The sequence below is a fragment of the Pseudonocardia phyllosphaerae genome (assembly GCF_046546475.1).
GTDB lineage: Bacteria > Actinomycetota > Actinomycetes > Mycobacteriales > Pseudonocardiaceae > Pseudonocardia > Pseudonocardia phyllosphaerae.
Window position 1 is genome coordinate 118,498 of record NZ_JBKGXS010000009.1, and the last position, 19,030, is coordinate 137,527.

14 protein-coding genes and 3 tRNA genes are annotated in these 19,030 nt (G+C 73.8%); 3 read left to right on the forward strand and 14 right to left on the reverse strand.

What is annotated here, in order from left to right:
• Window positions 1-21: 21 nt before the first annotated feature.
• The 4 genes from ACLE50_RS18525 to ACLE50_RS18540 form a co-directional block, all read right to left on the reverse strand.
• Window positions 22-2,652: a glycoside hydrolase family 2 TIM barrel-domain containing protein gene (locus tag ACLE50_RS18525; RefSeq protein ID WP_410944838.1), complete on the reverse strand. Its 2,631-nt coding sequence runs from the start codon at window positions 2,650-2,652 to the stop codon at window positions 22-24.
• Window positions 2,649-3,893, reverse strand: a complete 1,245-nt coding sequence (locus ACLE50_RS18530) for an acyltransferase family protein (RefSeq protein ID WP_410944839.1) — start codon at window positions 3,891-3,893, stop codon at window positions 2,649-2,651. The genes ACLE50_RS18525 and ACLE50_RS18530 overlap by 4 nt, the downstream gene beginning before the upstream one ends.
• On the reverse strand, window positions 3,890-6,202 hold the full coding sequence (locus ACLE50_RS18535; RefSeq protein WP_410944840.1) for a glycosyltransferase: 2,313 nt from the start codon (window positions 6,200-6,202) through the stop codon (window positions 3,890-3,892). Before ACLE50_RS18535 ends, ACLE50_RS18530 begins: the two co-directional genes overlap by 4 nt.
• A 425-nt stretch (window positions 6,203-6,627) precedes the next feature.
• Window positions 6,628-7,911 carry an MFS transporter gene (locus ACLE50_RS18540; protein WP_410944841.1) on the reverse strand — a complete coding sequence of 428 codons (1,284 nt, stop codon included), beginning with the start codon at window positions 7,909-7,911 and terminating at the stop codon, window positions 6,628-6,630.
• Between the two features lie 248 nt (window positions 7,912-8,159).
• On the opposite strand from ACLE50_RS18540, the gene ACLE50_RS18545 reads away from it, so the two are divergent.
• Window positions 8,160-9,167, forward strand: coding sequence for a TerC family protein (locus ACLE50_RS18545; RefSeq protein ID WP_410944842.1), 1,008 nt, complete (start codon window positions 8,160-8,162; stop codon window positions 9,165-9,167).
• 59 nt (window positions 9,168-9,226) lie between these two features.
• Here the strand turns inward: ACLE50_RS18545 and ACLE50_RS18550 are convergent, their stop codons facing one another.
• The gene (locus ACLE50_RS18550) at window positions 9,227-9,544 is read right to left on the reverse strand and encodes a putative quinol monooxygenase (RefSeq protein WP_410944843.1); all 318 of its coding nucleotides are present in this window, start codon (window positions 9,542-9,544) and stop codon (window positions 9,227-9,229) included.
• A gap of 80 nt (window positions 9,545-9,624) precedes the next feature.
• Between ACLE50_RS18550 and ACLE50_RS18555 the strand changes: the two genes are divergently transcribed.
• Window positions 9,625-10,602: a helix-turn-helix transcriptional regulator gene (locus ACLE50_RS18555; protein WP_410944844.1), complete on the forward strand. Its 978-nt coding sequence runs from the start codon at window positions 9,625-9,627 to the stop codon at window positions 10,600-10,602.
• Here ACLE50_RS18555 and ACLE50_RS18560 read toward each other — a convergent pair.
• From ACLE50_RS18560 to orn, 7 genes are all read right to left on the reverse strand, one after another.
• The gene (locus ACLE50_RS18560; RefSeq protein WP_410944845.1) at window positions 10,592-11,593 is read right to left on the reverse strand and encodes an asparaginase; all 1,002 of its coding nucleotides are present in this window, start codon (window positions 11,591-11,593) and stop codon (window positions 10,592-10,594) included. The genes ACLE50_RS18555 and ACLE50_RS18560 overlap by 11 nt on opposite strands.
• Window positions 11,594-11,674: 81 nt before the next feature.
• Window positions 11,675-12,307, reverse strand: coding sequence for a class I SAM-dependent methyltransferase (locus ACLE50_RS18565; RefSeq protein ID WP_410944846.1), 633 nt, complete (start codon window positions 12,305-12,307; stop codon window positions 11,675-11,677).
• A gap of 52 nt (window positions 12,308-12,359) precedes the next feature.
• Window positions 12,360-13,820, reverse strand: a complete 1,461-nt coding sequence (locus tag ACLE50_RS18570) for a DHA2 family efflux MFS transporter permease subunit (RefSeq protein WP_410944847.1) — start codon at window positions 13,818-13,820, stop codon at window positions 12,360-12,362.
• A 159-nt stretch (window positions 13,821-13,979) separates the two neighbouring features.
• Window positions 13,980-14,051, reverse strand: a tRNA-Lys gene (locus tag ACLE50_RS18575).
• Window positions 14,052-14,076: 25 nt separating this feature from the next.
• A tRNA-Lys gene (locus ACLE50_RS18580) sits at window positions 14,077-14,149 on the reverse strand.
• A 79-nt stretch (window positions 14,150-14,228) separates the two neighbouring features.
• Window positions 14,229-14,301 (reverse strand) — tRNA-His (locus ACLE50_RS18585).
• Between the two features lie 65 nt (window positions 14,302-14,366).
• Entirely contained in the window at window positions 14,367-15,014 is a 648-nt protein-coding gene (gene orn, locus ACLE50_RS18590) for an oligoribonuclease (protein WP_410944848.1), read from the reverse strand.
• Between the two features lie 80 nt (window positions 15,015-15,094).
• On the opposite strand from orn, the gene ACLE50_RS18595 reads away from it, so the two are divergent.
• Complete coding sequence (locus tag ACLE50_RS18595; protein ID WP_410944849.1) at window positions 15,095-16,642, forward strand: helicase HerA-like domain-containing protein; 1,548 nt, start codon at window positions 15,095-15,097, stop codon at window positions 16,640-16,642.
• Here the strand turns inward: ACLE50_RS18595 and ACLE50_RS18600 are convergent.
• Both ACLE50_RS18600 and ACLE50_RS18605 read right to left on the reverse strand, forming a co-directional pair.
• Window positions 16,562-18,370 carry a PH domain-containing protein gene (locus tag ACLE50_RS18600; RefSeq protein WP_410944850.1) on the reverse strand — a complete coding sequence of 603 codons (1,809 nt, stop codon included), beginning with the start codon at window positions 18,368-18,370 and terminating at the stop codon, window positions 16,562-16,564. The genes ACLE50_RS18595 and ACLE50_RS18600 overlap by 81 nt on opposite strands.
• A complete protein-coding gene (locus ACLE50_RS18605; protein ID WP_410944851.1) occupies window positions 18,367-18,915 on the reverse strand; it encodes a PH domain-containing protein in 549 nt (182 codons plus the stop codon). Before ACLE50_RS18605 ends, ACLE50_RS18600 begins: the two co-directional genes overlap by 4 nt.
• Between the last annotated feature and the right edge of the window lie 115 nt (window positions 18,916-19,030).

Consider the following 19,030-nt stretch of genomic DNA (forward strand, 5'->3'; position numbering starts at 1 on the left):
ACGGGCGAACGAGAGAACCCGCTACCCGCTCCGCAGGTCCGAGAGCTGCACGGGCTCGGGGTGCGGGCGCCGGTCGTCGCCGCGGTCGAGCGTGACCGTGATCGTCCGGGCCCGGTCGGGGGTGCTGCCGCCCTTGCCCTCGGAGCCCCCGCCGCCGCTGCCGCCCCGGTCGAGACCGGCGCACAGCCGGGTCGGCTCGCCGGGGGTGGTGCGGCCGTCGGCGTCGATGCGGGCGGCGCCGGTCGGGTTCTCGGGGGTCGGGTCGTCGGGGCGGGGCACGGTGAACCGCACCGCGGCGCCGCCGACGGGGTCGTCGACGGTCACGCAGATCCGGTCGCGCAGCTCGGCCGGCGGATGGCGCAGCCCGACGCGTACCGACGGCGTCCGGCCGGTCGGGAACACCGGCAGCCGTCCGTCGACGGCCGGGCCGACCTGCGCTCCGCCGGCCGGCTCCGCGGGGTCGGCGGTGTCGAACGACGACAGCAGCCCCGGCATGTCCGGTCCCGGCTCGGGCTGTTCCACCGGCTCGGGCACCAGCGGCGCCCGTTGCGGCAGCACCGGACCGGGCGCGGGCACCGGCGGGGCGGCCGCGTAGGCCCGGCGCAACGCGCCGTCGACCGGCCGCGGCTTCCCGCCACGACCGTCCCCACCGGACAACGTGCGCAGGCCGAACGTGTTCACCCCGGCCAGCGGGGTGTAGCCGTCGCGCTGCGCCCACCACGCCGCACCGGCGACGCCCGGATCGTCGCGCAGCACCGGCCAGAGTGCGTCGAACTGCGCGGCCTGACGACCGGCGAGCGCGTCGTCCTGCCGGGCGTAGGCGCCGAACTCGGTCGCCCACACCGGTTGGTCCGGTCGGGCCGCACGGATCCGGGCGAGCGTGTCCCGGGCGCGGACCGCGGCCTCGGGCGCCGAGCCGCCGTCGAACACCCCGGGGTAGAGCGTGTAGCCCGCGACGTCGAGCTGGTCGCGGCTCGGGTCGTCGGGCCCCGGACGGTCGACCGCGGCCGACTGGGTGACCAGCCGCCCGTCGGGATAGCCGGTCCGCAGGTCCCGGACCAGGCGGTTCAGGAACGCGGCCCGGCGCTGCGGCGCGAACGACTCGTTCGTGGCGCTCCACGCCAGCACCGACGCCCGGTTCCGGTCCCGGAAGATCATCTCCCGCCATGTCTGCTCCGCGACGCCGCGCTGCTCCTGGTCGGCGAACTGCTCGGCGTCGGCCCACCAGGACGGGATCTCCTCGATCACGGCCAGCCCGAGCCGGTCGGCGACCAGGTAGGTCAGCGGGTCGTTCGGGTAGTGCGCGGTGCGCAGCAGGTTCGCGCCGGTGCCCTTCACGTCGCGCAGGTCGCTGACGATCCGGCCCGGGTCGGTCACCGCGCGCCCCGAGTCCGGCCACTCCTGGTGCCGGTTCAGCCCGGCGAACCGCGCGGGCCGACCGTTCAGCAGGACCTGCGGCGATCCGTCGGCGACGCCGACCGTGCGCAGCCCGACCTGGGTGGCGTACCGGTCACCGGGCACGCTCGCGGTGAGCACGTGCAGCGCAGGATCCGACGGCGACCACAGTGCTGGCCGGTCGACCTCCAGCGAGATACGTACGACCGTGCGGTCCGGCTCGCGGGTCACCGTCCGGCCGGTCTCCCGGAACCCGGCCGGCGCACCGTCCAGATCGGATGGACGTGGGCTGGCCAGCAGTGCCGGGTCGGTCCGGGCCCGGGTCAGCCGCAACGCGACCGCGTCCGGGTCCACGTCCGGCCCGGTGACGACGGTGGTGTCCAGCCCGATCCGCTCCGCCGGGTCGGTGTCGCCGAGCCGGGTGGGGACGGCGTCGAGCCGGGCGATCCCGCCGGCCGGGACGTACTCCATCCGGACGCCACCGAGGATCCCGGTGTCGTTCGGCCAGTCCACCCGCCGGGCGGGCAGCGTGTCGGCCCGCGACCCGAGCGGCGGGTTGTCCACGCGCACCGCGACCGTCACCGGACGTCCGCCGCGGGCGGCGACGGCGTCGGTCACGTCCAGCACGAACGGGGTGTAGCCGCCCTCGTGCACACCGGCCCAGCGGCCGTCGACCCAGACGTCGGCGATCGAGGCGACGGCGTCGAACTCCAGCCGCACCCGCTGTCCGGGCGCGGGGACGGGAGCGGTCACGGTGCGCCGGTACCAGACGCCGTTCTCGTAGGTCTCCGGTCCGGAGCCCGGTTCGGTCGATCCCTGCGCGGCGCCGCGGCGCTCGCCCTCCGGCATCGGGACACGGTGCTGGGCCCAGCCCGAGTCGTCGTAGCCGGGCAGCTGCCGCCCGCCGGCGGTGCGCTCCAGCTCGGCCATCGCCGAGGGCCGGTCGCGCAGCGACAACCCGTGGTCGGTGTCGACCCGCTGGCTGCGCCACGTTCCCGACAGGTCGAGGACCGGCCGGTCCGGCTGCTGCTCGGTCGAGGGCAGCACGGTGTCGTTGCCGGGGCCGTTCTGCGTCGGCACGCCGTCCGGGCCGACGCCTGCGGTCGGGGCGAGCGTGCCGAGGTCGCGGGAGACCATCGGGTCCGGCGCGGACACGTCGCGGCCCGCGGCGATCAGCAGCCCGACGAGCAACGCCGCCGTCGTCACGAGGACGACGGCGGCGAGGGCGCCGGTACGGCGGCGTTGCGCAGGTGTCACCGGGCGGCGACCGGTTCCGGCGGCGGTCCGGGCTCGGGGTAGTAGTCCCGCCTGCGGCCGTGCTCGTCGACGCTGGCGACGACGTGCAGCGCCGTCCGCTCGATCACGTGGTACCCGACCCACGCCACGCACACGGTGACGGCGAACAGGAACAGCGCCTCCACCAGGAACGCGGGGCCCGGCTGGGCCCGGGCCAGCAGGCCGTAACCCGACAGCACGCGCAGCACCGGCTCCTGCCAGAGGTAGATGCCGTAGCCGATCGTCCCGAGGAACACCATCGGCCGGGTCGCGAGCCAGCGGGGCTGGCGCGGGGCCAGCACGCTGGAGGACAGCAGCAGCACGCAGGCCAGCCCGGACAGCAGGTGCGTCGCGACGAGACCGGCCCCGTGCATCGGGTTCAGCTGCGTGGTCCCGGCGACGGCCGCGACGGCGGCGAGCACGAGCAGCGCCCGCACCGACGCGCGCCGGATCCGGACACCGCTCGCGGCGACGATCGACAGGGCCAGGCCGAGCGCGAACACGTCCAGCTTGGCGAGCGGGTTGAACCAGGCGGCCCACTGCGTGCCGGGCACACCCGCGGACATCGCCCAGAAGCGGTAGCCGACGCCGGCCGCGATCAGGACGGCGACGCCGCCGGTGAGGACGGCGTAGCGGGCACGGACCGAGGTGATCCGCGGCACCCGGGACTGCGCCCAGGCGCCCAGCAGCGCCAGCAGCGCCAGGAAGTGCATCTCGCAGGCCAGCGTCCACGCGGGCCCGTCGGTCCAGAAGATGTAGTCCGTGGACCACACCTGGGTGAACGTCAGGTGCAGGACGAGGTCGGTCCAGTGCCCGGGCAGGTCCGGGTTGGTCAACGTCCACACGAGCATGACGACGACAAAGTACAACGGGATCAGCCGGGCCGTGCGGCGCATCAGGAACCGCCGCATCTGCTGCGGTGCCCGCCGGCCCAGGGCGGCCTTCGCGAACGGCAGCCCGAGCACCAGCCCGGACAGCACGAAGAACATGTCGACGGCGAGGTCGGTGTGGGTCAGCACGCCGTGCCAGAACGAGCCCTCCAGCGGCCACTGGGAGGCCGGCCCGGAACGGTTGAACTGGTAGACGTGGAAGATCAGCACGGCGATCGCGGCGACGGCGCGGTAGCCGTCGAGCGCGAACCGCTCCTGCCGGACCTCGCGAGGCGGCTGCGGCGCGACCGGGGTCGGCGGCGCGGGGGTGCGGTAGGCGGTCGGGGCGCTCATCGGACGACCTCCTGCTGCGCCGGGACGGTGACGGTCCGGGTCTCGGTACCGACCACGAGACCCTCGGCGGTGTCCCGGTCGACGAGAACCTTCTCGTCCACCGTGCGCTCGGCGGTTCCGGCACCGTCGGCCGCGGTGGCACCGTCGATCGCGGTGGCACCGGCCGCGGCGTCCTCCGGGCTCGCGTCGGTGTCCCGCGGGGTGATCACCCAGCGACGCTCACCGGTCAGCTCCTTGAGCTGCGCGACCCGGGCGATGACGTTGCGCAGCTCGGAGTAGCCCAGCGACGCGACGAACAGGTACCCGAGGAACCAGCGCGGGTGCTTCTTGACCTCCGGCGCGGCGAGCCGCCACGCGAACAGCGTCTGCCCGGGGCCGACGGCGGTCGTGTAGATCGTGGCCAGCAGCAGGCTGGGCACCAGGAAGTCCAGGTTCGTGACGCCGCCGGCCTTCCAGGCCTGGAACGCGACGACCGGGATGATCATCAGTGCGATCCACGGGTAGAGCTCGCGCCACCCGAGCAGGAACGCCATGCCGATCTTGTTGCGGGCCGACAGCCGGGGCGAGCGCACCGCGGCGTCGAGGTGCCGGCGCGACACCTGGAACCAGCCCTGGGCCCAGCGGATCCGCTGGTGCCACAGCGCGGACAGGGTCGCCGGGGCGAGCTCGTAGGAGAGCAGGCCCGGGTCGTAGACGCACTTGCGGCCGTCGAGCACGGCGCGGATCGAGGAGTCGATGTCCTCGGTCAGCATCTCCGCGCGCATCCGGGTGGCGTGCAGCACCGAGGTGCGCCAGAAGCCGTTCGACCCGCCGAACAGGCCGAAGCCGTGCAGCGACGCGCGGCCGGGGTGGCTCACCGCGTAGATCGACTCGAACTCGACGGCGACGGTGCGCGCGACCATCGACGCGCTGCCGTTGCGGACCACGCAGTGGCCCTGCACGACGTCGGCACCGTGGGAGATCCAGCGCCAGGCGCGGGTGAACGCGTCGCGCCGGGGCTGGTGGTCGGCGTCGAAGATGCCGGTGATCTCGCCGTCGGCGACCTGCAGGGCGGCGTTGACGTTCTGCGCCTTGGAGGTGGAGAAGGGGACGTCGATGACGGTCAGGCGCGGGTCGTCGGCGGCCGCGGCGGCCAGCTCGGCCTCGACCGGCAGCCGGCGCGGGGTGTTGTAGGCGACGACGATGCTCAGCTCGCCCGGGTAGTCCTGGCGCTGGAAGTGCCGGACGGTCTCCATGATCGTCGCGGCCTCGTTCGGCAGGTACGCCGGGATGATCGCGACGGCGGCCGGGTACGGCCCCGCGGGCGCCTCCGGCGGGGTGTCCGGGCTCAGCGCCCGGAAGCCCTCGACCCAGATGGTCGTCGCGGTGAACACCAGCGACGCCACGACGAAGAAGTACGCCGGGGTGCCCAGGTCGATCCCGAACTGCAGCGCGCCGACCAGCACGGCCAGCGGCAGGCCGATGCCCAGCACGAACGTGGCGAGCACCTGCACCGGCGTGCGCAGCGACTCGAGGAACTTCGGGGTGCGCAGGAAGCCGAGGAAGCCCTTCGGCTCCGCCTCGGCCGCGGCCGGGGCGAGCTCGGGGGTCCAGCGGCGGGGGACGAGGTCGAGCTGCGCGGCGGCGGCGTCGGCCGCCTCGCGGGCCCGGGTGCTCATCCGCTCCAGGCGGCGGGCCTTCTCGTCGCGCTCGGTCGCGGTGTCGGCCGCGTCGTCGGACACGTCCTCGTCGGCCTCTCCGACGCCGTCGTCCGCGGTGGTCCAGCCGACGACCGGGGTGACGCGCACCGGCTCGCCGCCGACGTGGAACTCACGGCGGGTCAGGCGGGAGACGATCCGGTCCAGGCGGCGGGCGACCTGGTGCGGCGAGGTGTGGCGCAGCAGCAGCCGCAGGCCGCCGTGGCCGTCCGGGCCGAGCCGGTCGTCGGGCTCGAGGTCGCCGTCGACCAGCCAGGCCAGCTGGGCCAGCAGCTCGTCCACGCCGCGGTGACCGAGGCGGTCGGCGATCCGGCGGCGCTCGACGATCTGCAGCGTCGCGACCACGGGGGCGCGCCGGCTGCGGTGCCGGGCGTCCAGGACGCGGTCCGCGTAGCGGTCCCACGCGGCGGTGTCGTCGAGGGCGGGGTGGCTGACCGCAGCGGGGTTGGTCGCGGCGAAGCGGCCGGCTGCGGTGTCGGTCGGTGCGTCGTCGGGGGCTGTCTTCCCGGACCCCGCGAACGGCGGGGCGGTCGGGTCAGCAGCGGGAAGGAAGGCGGTTCGGGGAACCGGCGCCGTTGCCGTCCGAACGGCCCGGTCATCCAGGTCCGTCACGGGGTCACTCCAGGTGTCGACTGATGCGAACGACAGGGACTGTCGCATACGGAGCGTCGCGGTTGCTGCGGCGAGATCAGCCGTTCGGGCGACTGTCAACACTTCGGACGGTCGCAGTAATGCGGCCGACCAGCGCAAATATCACGCTGAGTTTTCATGGATGAGCTGTGTCACGCAGCGTTTTGTTTGTCGTCCGAGCAAACCCTGTGTGATGAGTCAACCACTCGCAGAGGTGCAGGTCAGCTCCGTAACCAGCGGTACGGTCGGTGCGGAAAGCTAACTACTTTAAGTTACTTCATGATGACGATTCCGCGATCGACTCGCTCGATGACAGCAGCCGGTGCGGGCATTCGCGGGGATTGTGCGGTCGTTCGGTGACTGTGGGTCGTCATGACGCACGGTGAGCGTGCACGGTCACTGTGTCGTCACCGAGTGAAGGCGTCGCCGTCGGTGAGGTCGGTCGAGCTCGTCTCGGGCAGGGCCCACACGCACAGCAGGCTGACCAGGGCGAGACCGGCGACGAGCAGCGACACCGGCGTCGACGAGCCGGTTGCGGCGACCAGGCTGGTGGCCAGCGGCGGGACGATCCCGCCGCCGACGATCCCGGCGACGTTGTAGCCGATCGACGCGCCGGTGTAGCGGTAGCGCGTGGCGAACAGCTCGGGCAGGAAGGCGCCCATGGGCGCGAACACCCCGGCGAAGGCGACCATCGCGACCGAGAACGCGAGCGTGATCAGCACCGGGTTCCCGGTCTCGAGCAGCCGGAACAGCGGGAACGCCCACGCCACGGCCAGCGCGCAGAACCAGAGGCAGACGCGGCGGCGGCCGAGCCGATCCGACCAGGCCGCGAGGATCGGCGTCGCGATGCCCATGACGACGGCGGAGATCATCGCCGCGACGAGCAGCATCGTCCTGGACAGCCCCAGCCTGCCGGTGCCGAACGACAGACCGAAGGTGGTCACGGCGTAGAACAGCATGTAGGTGACGACCATGCCGCCGGTCGCGAGCAGCAGCGAGCGCGGCTGGCGGGTCACGACCTCGATCAGCGGCGCCTTCGCGGACTCGCGCTCCTGCGCGGCCTGCTCGAACACCGGCGACTCGGCGATCCGCACCCGGATCCACAGCCCGACGACGACCAGCAGCGCGCTGGCCAGGAACGGCACCCGCCAGCCCCACGCGGCGAACTGCGCGTCGGACAGTCCCGCGGACAGGACCAGGAAGAACCCGCTGGCGACGACGAACCCGACCGCCGGCCCGATCTGCGGGAAGCTGGAGTACAGGCCGCGCCGTCCGGCCGGGGCGTGTTCGGTGGCCATGAGCACCGCACCGCCCCACTCGCCGCCGAGGCCGAAGCCCTGCACGAACCGGCACAGCACGAGCAGGACCGGCGCGAGCACGCCGGCCGTCTCGTGGGTGGGCAGCACCCCGATCACCACGGTCCCGACGCCCATCATCAGCAGCGACACCACCAGCGTCGCCTTGCGCCCCACCCGGTCACCGAAGTGCCCGAACGCGACGGCGCCGACCGGGCGGGCCACGAACCCGACGCCGAACGTCGCGAGCGCGGCCAGCGTGCCGAACACCGGCGACAGGTTCGGGAAGAACAGCGTGTTGAACACCAGCGCGGCGGCGGTGCCGTAGATGTAGAAGTCGTAGAACTCGATCGCGGTCCCGATGAAGCTCGCGACGGCGATGCGCTGCGCGGACATCGTGCCCGCGGGTGCCCCGGTCGCCGCTTCCGCACCGCTGCCGCCCATGTCGTCCCCGCCCGTTCCACGTCGTCGTGTCCCGGTCGGATGCCCCGGACGGACGAACGGTGCGCGGCGTGCTGATCTTCTGTCAAACCCGGTCCGGAGGGTGGGACGCCGAGTCCGGCGGAGCGTCCGCTCTGCCCGATATGGTGGGTCTCGCGCACGTCCACGTCGTGGCGGTCGCCACGCGCGAGAGGGGACTCCCGGTGCTGGAGATCAGTGGCCTCGAATGGGCCGTCACGATCGGCGTGATCCTCGCCCTGCTGGCGGTCGACCTGGTGCAGGGCTGGCTCCGGCCGCACAAGGTCGGCTTCGGTGAGGCCACCGCCTGGTCGGTGTTCTACATCGCGGTCGCCGTCGTCTTCGGCATCGTGTTCGCCCAGGTCCACGGCTGGGACTTCGGCACCCAGTACTTCACCGGCTACATCGTCGAGAAGAGCCTGTCGGTCGACAACCTGTTCGTCTTCGTCGTCATCATGACGACGTTCGCGGTGCCCGACGAGCACCAGCAGAAGGTCCTGACCTTCGGCATCGTGCTCGCGCTGATCATGCGCGCGATCTTCATCCTGGTCGGGGCCGCGCTGCTCAACCTGTTCTCGTTCATGTTCCTGGTCTTCGGGCTGCTGCTGCTCTGGACGGCGGTGCAGCTCTACCGGCACAAGGACGAGGAGCCCGACATCGAGGACAACATGGTCGTGAAGGGCGCCCGCCGGCTCTTCCCGGTCAGCACCGAGTACGACGGCGGGCACCTGTTCACCCGCGAGGGCGGCAGGCGCGTGGCCACGCCGCTGTTCCTGGTGCTGGTCGCGATCGGCGGGATCGACCTGCTGTTCGCGCTCGACTCGATCCCCGCGGTGTTCGGCGTGACCCAGCAGGCCTACATCGTCTTCGCGGCGAACGCGTTCGCCCTGCTCGGCCTGCGGGCGCTGTTCTTCCTGGTCAAGGGCCTGCTCGACCGGCTGATCTACCTCTCGACCGGGCTCGCGATCATCCTCGGCTTCATCGGCGTGAAGCTGGTGCTGCACTGGCTGCACGTCGACATCTCACCGGCGGTCCCGGAGATCCCGACCATGATCAGCCTGGTCGTCATCCTCGGGATCCTGGCGATCGTGACGGTCGCGTCGCTGGTCGTGACCCGCGGCGGCAACACCGGGCGCACGGCGAAGCCGGGCTCGCTCAAGGCCCGCAAGGAGCGGACCGAGCAGCAGGGCTGAGCGCCCGGGCCGAGCAGCGGTGTTCGAGCAGCGGAGCCGGGCGCGCGCCGGCTCCGGGCTCAGCCGAGCCCGGGGCCGCCCAGCGGGGTGACCTCGATGTACTCCGGCGGCGCGGCGAGCAGCTCCAGCACCGCACCGAGCCCGGCCTCGCCCAGGTCGCGGGACAGCGCGGCCTCCGACGACGCGGCGTCGGACCAGATCTCGGTGACCCAGACCGTCTCGGGCTCGTCCGGGGCGGTGTTCACCACGTAGGCCAGGCAGCCCGGCTGCCCGGCCATCCCGTCGGCCACGGTCAGCAGCGCCTTCGCCAGCTCCGGTCCCTGGCCCTCGACCGCCGTCATCCGCACGTACCGGCCGACCCGCTCGTTCGTCTCCACGACGACGACCGTAGAGGTTCCGGCGCACCCGGCCCGGACGAGGACAGGATCCGTCCGCGATCGGCGGCACACTGGGCGTCGTGATGGAGACCTCGGCGCGGCTGCTGCGCCTGCTCGGGCTGCTGCAGGTGCCGCGCGACTGGACCGGGCCCGCGCTGGCCGAACGCCTCGACGTCGACGTCCGGACGGTGCGCCGCGACGTCGACAAGCTCCGCACGCTCGGCTACCCGGTGCACTCCACGCCCGGCACCACCGGCGGCTACCGGCTCGGTGCCGGTGCCGCACTGCCGCCCCTGCTGCTCGACGACGACGAGGCCGTCGCCGTCGCCGTCGGGCTGCGGACCGCGGCGGGCGGCACCGTGTCCGGGATCGAGGAGACCTCGGTACGGGCGCTCGCGAAGCTGGAGCAGGTGCTGCCGAACCGGTTGCGGCGCAGGGTCGCGGCCCTCGGTGCGGCCACCGCGACACTGTCCGGGCGCGGCCCGACCGTCGACGCCGACGACCTGTCCGCCGTCGCCGCGGCCTGTCGCGACCACGAGTGCCTGCGCTTCACCTACACCACCGGCGACGGCACCGAGACCCGCCGCGTCGTCGAGCCGCAGGGGATGGTGTGCACCGGGCGGCGCTGGTACCTGGTCGCCTGGGACCCGTCCCGCGACGACTGGCGCACCTTCCGGCTGGACCGGATGCGGCTCTCGCTGCCGGCCGGGCCGCGGTTCGCGCCGCGCGACCCGCCCGAGGGCGGCGTGGCCGCGTTCGCCCAGCGCGGGATCTCCGTGGGGGCCTACCCGTACCGGGCGCGGATCGTGTTCGACGCCCCGGCCGAGCGGATCGCCGAGCACGTCACCCCGGCGTCGGGCACGGTCACCGACCTCGGTGACGGCCGCTGCGAGCTCGTCGCGGGCGCGTACACCCTGGAGTCGGTGGCGGTGTGGATCAACTTCTTCGACGCCGACTACGAGGTGCTGGAACCGCCGGAGCTGGTGGGGCGGCTGGAGAGCCTCGCGGCGCGGCTGACCCGGGCGGCGGAGCGCTCGAGCGGGGCGGTCAGTCCGTGAGCACGGCGCGGACCCGGCCGACCGGGAGGCCGTGGCCGAGCACGTCGACCCGCGCGGCCGCGTCGAGGGCGGGGGAGCCGGCGCCGAGCGCGTCGAGCACCGCCCCGCCGACGACCGGCAGCGGGCGCGGCGAGCCGTCCAGCACGGTCAGTGCGAACGCCCGGCCGTCGGGCAGCGCCGCGACCAGCACACCCTCGGCGCCGTCCTTCGCCACCAGGCCGGGGACGGCGCCGGCGAGCCGGGTGACCGCGCGCCCGGTGCCGCCGACCCACCACGGGTGCTCGCGCACGGCGGCCGCGACGCGGCCCTCCGGGGTGTCCGGGGCGGCGACGGCGAGCCGGGCGAAGGCCCGGGCCAGCCCGGCCGGAGTGGTCGCGAACAGTGGCGCGCCGCAGCCGTCGACGGTGGTGACGGCGGGCTCGACGCCGGTCAGCTCGGTGACCGTGGCCCGGATCCGCTGCTGCAGCGGGTGGCCCGGGTCGAGGTAGCCGCGGGTCGGCCAGCCGGCGGCGACACAGGTCGCGACCATCGCGGCGTGCTTGCCGGAGCAGTTCTGCAGCACGCGCGACGGCGCGGTCCCGGCGGCGACGGCCTCGGCGTGCACCTGCTCGCCGAACGGCAGGTCCGGGGTGTTCTCCAGGTCGTCCTCGCCGAGCCCGGCCCCGGCCAGGATCCGGCGGACACCCTCGACGTGCCCGGGCTCACCGGAGTGGCTGGCCGAGGCCAGTGCCAGGAGCTCGGCGTCGTCGTGGGCCCCGAGGTCGAGCCCGGCGTGCAGCATCGCGACGGCCTGCAGCGGCTTGAGCGTCGAACGCGGGAAGAACGGCGTGTCCGGGTCGCCGCGTTCCGGCCCGGCGGGCGTGCCTGCGGCGTCGCGGGTGGCGAGGGTGCCGAGGTGCACCGACTCGACCGTGCCGTCCCGTTCGACGTAGGCGACCGGGGCGGCCCCGGCGAGGACGGGCGGAACGGTGGTCACGGAGCTCTGCAGCACGCCGGGAACGGTACGGCTGCTCTGCTCACCCCCACGCATCAGGGCAGGTCAGGCGGTCGTCGCTGCGCTCCCGGCGCCCTGTCAGCTCGCCGAACGAGTGCCGTGCTCGTCGAGTGAGGTGGCCCGGGGCAGCGGCCGGCGGCACAGAAAGGTGCGAGCGGGCGGCGGGTTGCGCCACTCGGTGGCGGTCTCCACGACCTCGTCGAAGTGCCGGTCGAGCAGGGTGCGCAGCTCGCGGACCCGGTTGGGCAGCGCCATCCAGGTGATGATCATGCTCATGGCGCCGTTCGGCGTGAGCCGCCGCGCGATGACGTCCATGACCTTGTCGCGCAGCGCGTGCGGGAAGACCGCCCAGGGCAGCGTGGAGACGAACGCGTCGACCCGGTCGATGCCGGCCTCGTCGAGGATCCGCTCCAGGTCGGCGACGTCGCCCTGCACGACCTCCAGCCACGGCTTGTGGGCGCGCAGGTGCGCCACCAGCTCGGAGTCGATCTCGACGGCGAGGTAGCGCGCGTTCGGCCCGAGCCGCGAACGGATCGGCTCGGCGAGCACGCCGGGGCCGGCCCCGAGCTCGACGACGACGCCGTCGGTGCCCCGGGGCACCACTCCGGCCAGCACGCGGCAGAGCCGGGGACCGGTGAGGAACGGCGTGGCGAGCTGGTCCATCTTCGAGAAGGAACGTCGGAGGAAGACGACGTGGTCGGGTCGGCCCATGCCGGACATCGTGGCGGTTGCGCGGCCTCCGGTCATGCGCAGGGGACGCGCATCACTCGCCGGCACGCGCTGCGGGGCCGTGCGTGGCCGGGACGTGGTGGCCGGGGGCGAACAGCTCGGCCACCCGCCGGGCCGACGCGTGCGCCCGCGCCGTCGTCGCGACGACGCCGAGCACCGCGACCGTGACCGTGGCGACGACCACGGCCGTCCACGCCGTCGTGACGCCGTCGAGGGTGCCGCCGGCGGTCGCGACCAGCGTCCCGGCGACGGCGACGCCGAAGGTCTGCCCGGTCTGCCGGCTGGTGGACGCGACGGCGGCGGCGACTCCGGCCCGGTCGTCGGGCATGCCGTTGACCGCGGTGTTGGTGATCGGCGGGTTCATCATCCCGAACGCGATGCCGAAGACACCGTGCGCGACCAGGATCAGCCACGGCGGCGTCGCCGGGCCGAGGCCGGTGAAGGTCAGGGCGACGGCGGTCATCGCGACCCCGGCGACGAGCAGCGGGAGCCGTGCGCCGCGGGAGGCGACCAGCCGTCCGGAGAGCGGGGCGCATACCGTCGCGCCGACCGCGGCGGGCAGCAGGGTGAGCCCGGCCTGCAGTGCGCTCAGCCCGCGCACCTCCTGCAGGTAGAGCCCGGACAGGAACAGCAGCGAGCTGAACGCGGCGAACCCGCAGATCGCGATGACCGTCGCCGCGGAGAACGGCGTGCTGGCGAAGAACCGCAGGTCGACCAGGGGTTCGGGGTGCCGTCGCTCCCAGGTGAGCAGAGCTGTGAGCGAGGCCAGCGCGACCACGGCGAGCGTGATGATCCACACCGACGTCCAGCCCAGTCGCGGTCCCTCGATCACCGCCCCGGTCACCGACCCGAGCAGGCTGACCACGAGCAGCTGCCCGCCGGGGTCGGCCCGGCGGACCCGTGCCGCGCGCGAGCCCGGCACGAACCGGGCGACGAGCACGATCGCCGCGAGCACCACCGGCACGTTGACCCAGAAGATCGCCCGCCAGCCGACGGTGCCGGTGAGCAGTCCGCCCAGCACCGGCCCGACGCCGAGCGCGATCCCGACGACCGAGCCCCAGACGCCGATCGCGCGGGCGCGCTCGCGGGGGTCGGTGAACACGTTGGTGAGGATCGACATCGCGACCGGGTTGAGCATCGCCCCGCCGAGCGCCTGCACGACCCGCGCCGCGATCAGCCAGCCGACGGTCGGTGCCAGGCTGCACAGCAGCGACCCGGTGCCGAACAGCGCAAGCCCGGCCTGGAAGGTGCCCTTGCGGCCCAGCCGGTCCCCGGTCGCGCCGGCCAGCATGAGGAAGCAGGCAAGGACCAGGGTGTAGGCGTCCACGGTCCACTGCAGCTCGGTGATCGAGGCGTTCAGGTCGGCCCGCAGGACGGGCAGGGCGACATTCACGATCGTCGCGTCCATCGAGACGATCAGCAGGCTGGTGCAGAGGATGCCGAGGATCAGCAGCCGCCGCCGGTGTCCCTCGGGCGTCGCGAGCGCCTCGGTCACGCGGTCTCCTTCTCTGCGGGGAACGTGGTTGTCCCGAGCTAACGAGATGGGAGCACGGTACGACGCGGGGGAGGAGCCGAGCGAGTGACGGTGACGGGGCCGGGCCCGGAATGCGGAAACGGCCCGGCCCTGGAAGCCAGGACCGGGCCGTTCGCCGGGTGCGCCGTCAGGGACTCGAACCCCGAACCCGCTGGTTAAGAGCCAGCTGCTCTGCCATTGAGCTAACGGCGCAGATCCCCGGGAGCCGGGGACCGCGTGCGCCGTCAGGGACTCGAACCCCGAACCCGCTGGTTAAGAGCCAGCTGCTCTGCCAATTGAGCTAACGGCGCGTATTCGTTTTTCCGCTTCGCACACCCAGGCGAAACCGATCCGGAAAACTATCAGGATCGATCGCCCGGGCAGCGACCGGGTGAGTGACGGGACTTGAACCCGCGGCCACCTGGACCACAACCAGGTGCTCTACCAACTGAGCTACACCCACCATCGCGACTTCCCGGGAACCCCCGGAAGCGCTGATACAGCATAGCCGGAGGTGTCGCGGGGGTGTCAGGCGGGGGTGGAGCCGCTCTGCTCACCGTCGGTCGCCGGGGGCGCGGCCACGTCGGCGACGGCCGCGGCGGCGGCCTGGGCCTGCTCGGTGCTCGGCCCGGGCGGGGCCACGAACAGTGCCTTCCGGTAGTACGCCAGCTCCCGGATCGACTCGCGGATGTCGGCCAGCGCGCGGTGCGCCAGCCCCTTCTCCGGCTTCGCGTAGAACACCCGCGGGAACCAGCGGCGGGCCAGCTCCTTGACCGAGCTGACGTCGATCATGCGGTAGTGCAGGAACGCGTCGAGCTCCTGCATGTCGCGGGACAGGAACCCGCGGTCGGTGGCGATCGAGTTGCCGGCCAGGGGAGCAGTGCGCGGGTCCGGGATGTGCGCGCGGACGTAGTCGAGCACCATCTGCTCGGCCTCGGCGACCGTGACGGTCGCCTTCCGCACCTCGTCGGTCAGCCCGGACTTCGCGTGCATGTCGCGCACGACGTCGGGCATCCCGGCGAGCTTCTCCTCGTCACAGGCGATGACGACGTCGACGCCCTCGCCGAGGACGTTGAGGTCGCCGTCGGTGACCAGGGCCGCGATCTCGATGAGGGCGTCGTTGCCGAGGTCGAGCCCGGTCATCTCGCAGTCGATCCACACCAGCCGGTCGGTCATCGGTGCAGACTATGTGACATCTCCGGTCCGGTCGCGCGCCCGTCCCGTGACCGTCGGTGGTGTGTCCTACTCTCGGCGACGTGGCTGAGAACACCCCCGCCCGCACCATCGCCGCCGGTTACGACACGGAGGGCGCCGCGCTCGAGCTCGGCACGGTGCTCGTCGACGGCACGCCCGATCCGGAGGCGAAGGTCCGCATCCCGCTGGCCATGCTGAACCGGCACGGCCTGGTCGCCGGCGCCACCGGTACCGGCAAGACCAAGACGCTGCAGGCCCTCGCCGGCCAGCTCTCCGACAACGGGGTGCCGGTGCTGCTCGCCGACGTGAAGGGCGACCTGTCCGGTCTGGCCCGCGCCGGGGAGAGCAACGCCAAGCTCGAGCAGCGTGCGGCCGACACCGGCGACGACTGGACGCCGACGGCGTACCCGACGCAGTTCCTGTCGCTGGGCGACGGCGGGATCGCCGTCCCGGTGCGTGCGACGCTGACCCAGTTCGGGCCGATCCTGCTGTCGAAGGTGCTGGGGCTCAACGCGACCCAGGAGTCCACCCTCGGTCTGATCTTCCACTGGGCCGACCAGCGGCAGCTGCCGCTGCTCGACACCAAGGACCTGCGCGCGGTCATCCAGCACCTCACCTCCGACGAGGGCAAGGCCGACCTCAAGGGCATCGGCGGCGTCTCGTCGGCGACGGCCGGGGTCATCCTGCGGGCGCTGGTGAACCTGGAGGCCCAGGGCGGGGACACGTTCTTCGGGGAGCCGGAGTTCGATCCGGCCGACCTGATGACCGTCGTCGACGGCAAGGGCACGGTCACGCTGCTGGAGCTGGCCGAGCGCGCGGCGAACCCGACGCTGTTCTCCACGTTCCTGATGTGGCTGCTCGCCGAGCTCTACGAGGAGCTGCCCGAGGCCGGTGACCTGGACAGGCCGAAGCTGGTGTTCTTCTTCGACGAGGCGCACCTGTTGTTCGCCGACGCGTCGAAGGCGTTCCTGGAGCGCATCGAGCAGACGGTGAAGCTGATCCGGTCCAAGGGCGTCGGCGTGTTCTTCTGCACGCAGCTGCCCACCGACATCCCGAACGAGGTGCTCTCCCAGCTGGGCGCCCGGGTGCAGCACGCGTTGCGCGCGTTCACCCCGGACGACCAGAAGGCGCTGAACCGCACGGTCAAGACCTACCCGAAGTCCGACGTCTACGACCTGGAGTCCGCGCTGACGTCGCTGGGCACCGGTGAGGCGATCGTGACGGTGCTGTCGGAGACCGGTGCACCGACCCCGGTCGCCTGGACCCGGCTGCGCGCACCGCGCTCGATGATGGCCGCGATCGGCGACGACGCCGTCCGCGAGGAGGCCCGGAAGTCGCCGCTGCAGGCCAAGTACGGCGAGATGGTCGACCGCGACTCCGCCTACGAGCGGCTGACCGGCAGGATGACCGAGGCCGCCGGTGAGGAGCCCGCCGCTCCCGGGCAGCCCGCGCCCGAGCAGGCCCCGCCGCCCGCGCCGCAGCAGGAGGACGAGGGCGGGTTCATCTCCAAGGTCGGCGCGTTCCTGCAGTCACCGACCGGGCGGCAGCTCACCAACACGGTCACCCGCGAGGTCACCCGCAGCCTGTTCGGGACGCGCCGGCGGCGCTGAGCGCGGCGCCGTCCCGCGGGCTCCCGCAGCCCCGGTGGCGAAGCCGCCTGCGGCGGCGGGCGTCACCGCCGTCATCAGGGCGACGGCGTCGGCGGGGGAGACATCGCAGACGACCAGCGCGCCGCCGCGGGCCGCCGTCGTCGCCTCCAGGGTGACGACGCCGACCCGCTGCTGGAACAGGCTCTGCCGCAACCGCCAGCCGATGACGCCCTCGCGGCGCAGCGCCGTCGTCGTCCGGGCCAGGGAGCCGCGGCGGGCGACGAGGTGGACGTCGTCGAGCCGGTGGCCGAGCGCGCGGTAGCGGTCGAGGCCGAGCGGGACCGCGCACAGCACCGCGACACAGGCGACCGGCAGCGGCCACACCGGCCCGCCCGCCGCGAGCAGCACGAGCGCGGCCGCCGGCAGGACCAGCGACGGCACCACCGCACGGACCAGCCGCCGCGTCCGGGCGGCCTTCGGATGCGGCACGAGCGGGACGTCGGTGACCGGCGGGACCGGGGCGTCCGAGGCCGCGGCGGCCGGTGCCGCGGTGTCCAGGGCCGCGGTGGCCGGGGCCGGTGCCGCGGGGCCGGTGTCGCGCTGGGCGGCGCGGGCCGCGACGAGGTGCGCGTGGCCGCGGCGCACCGGCGGGCCGAGCGCGCCGGAGTCGCCGCCGCCCTTCGCCTCGCCGTCCTCGCGGCCCAGCCCGACGGTCAGCGCCCCGGCCTGTGCGCCGCGGCCGAGCGCCCGGACCAGCAGCGGCTCGGTGACCCGCACCCCGCGCAGCCGGTCCTCCGACACCGACAGCGAGCGGCGGGTCAACAGCCCGCGCTTCACCCGCAGCGTGCCGTCGGCCTCGCGGGTCAGCAGGAACCCCCACCAGCGTTCGACGAACAGCACCAGCGACCCGGCGACCATCAGGACCAGCAGCACCGCGACCAGGATCAGCACGGCCGCCCACAGCGGCGCCGTCGACAGCCGGCCCGCGACCTGGCCCGCGACGGGCAGCGCGGTGGGGTCGATGTCGGCGTCGCGCAGCATGTTCCAGCCCGCGCCGAACAGCGCGCCGACCGCGGCGAGCGAGCTGATCGTCAGCGGGGCGTAGCGCAGCGAGGACCAGTCGAGCCGGTCCAGGACCCGGGCCGGCGGCGGCTCGGTCGCGGATCCCGGTGCGGTCCCGGACGCGGGGCGTTCGGCGGGGCCGGTGGCGAGCAGCTCGCGGCGCAGGTGCTCGGCCTCACCGGTGGTGACGGCATCGAGGTCGAGGCGGGACTCCTTGCCCGCGCTCTGCCCGGTCCCGACCTTGACCACGCTCACCCCGACCAGGCGGTGCAGCAGCGGAGCGGTCAGGTCGACGGTGCGGATGCGGTCACGCGGGACCGAGCGGCGCTGCCGGTTGAGCAGCCCGGAGTGCAGCTCGACGCGGTCCGGCGTGACCCGGTAGCGGGTGGTGCGCCAGCGCACGGCGCCGCTGCCGAGGGCCAGGACGACCGCTCCGAGCGCGATCCAGACCTGCACGAGGTGCCCCCGTCCGACACCGAAGATCACGACGACGGCCAGTGCCGGGACCAGCCGGAGCAGCGCGGTGACCGGGGAGACGAGCAGCATCTGGACGGGCAGCCGGCGCCAGCCCTCGTCGGCCCCGGGGCCCGGCCCGGAGCCGCCCGTGCCGTGCTCCGCGGCCGGTGGACCCGCGGCGGGTGTGGCGTCGCCGGGCGTGGTGGGGCCGGTCGGGTGCGGGTCGCTCACGTCGCGTCCCCGGGATGGGCGCCGGTGGTCTCGGTGAGGCGCCGGGCCAGCTCACGGGCCTCGTCGGCGTCGAGCCCCTCGATCTTGACCGGTCCGCGGGCCGAGGCCGTCGTGACGGTGACGGTGCCCAGGCGCAGGGCCTGCTGCAGCGGGCCGTGTTCGGTGTCGACGGTCTGCACCCGCGAGATCGGCGCGATCCGCCACTCCCGCACCAGCCAGCCCGACCGGGTGTAGACGGCGTCCTCGGTGACCTCCCAGCGGTGCAGCCGGTAGCGCAGCGCGGGGACGAGCAGCGTCCCGGCGAGCAGCCACAGCGCGGTCACGACGACGGCCGCGACCAGCAGCGACGACCACGGCTGCGCGTCGACCAGCACCGTGCCGACGACCGCGGCGACCAGCAGCACCAGCGGGACCGGGATCTCCTGCAGCCGCCACCACCAGATCGCCCGCGGGTCGACCCGGTGCGCGGGCGGGCGCAGCGGCAGCGGGACGTTCCTGCCCGACGCCGGGTCGCCGGCGGTGACGGGGCCGGTGGGGCTGCTCATGCGCCCACTCTGCCGAACGGGACGGGCCGCTCGCACCTGTTCCGGGGCACTGTTGCCGCACCGGTACCCCGGCCGTTCGTCCGCCGGGGCGGGGCGCGTCGGGGCCACGCGGACC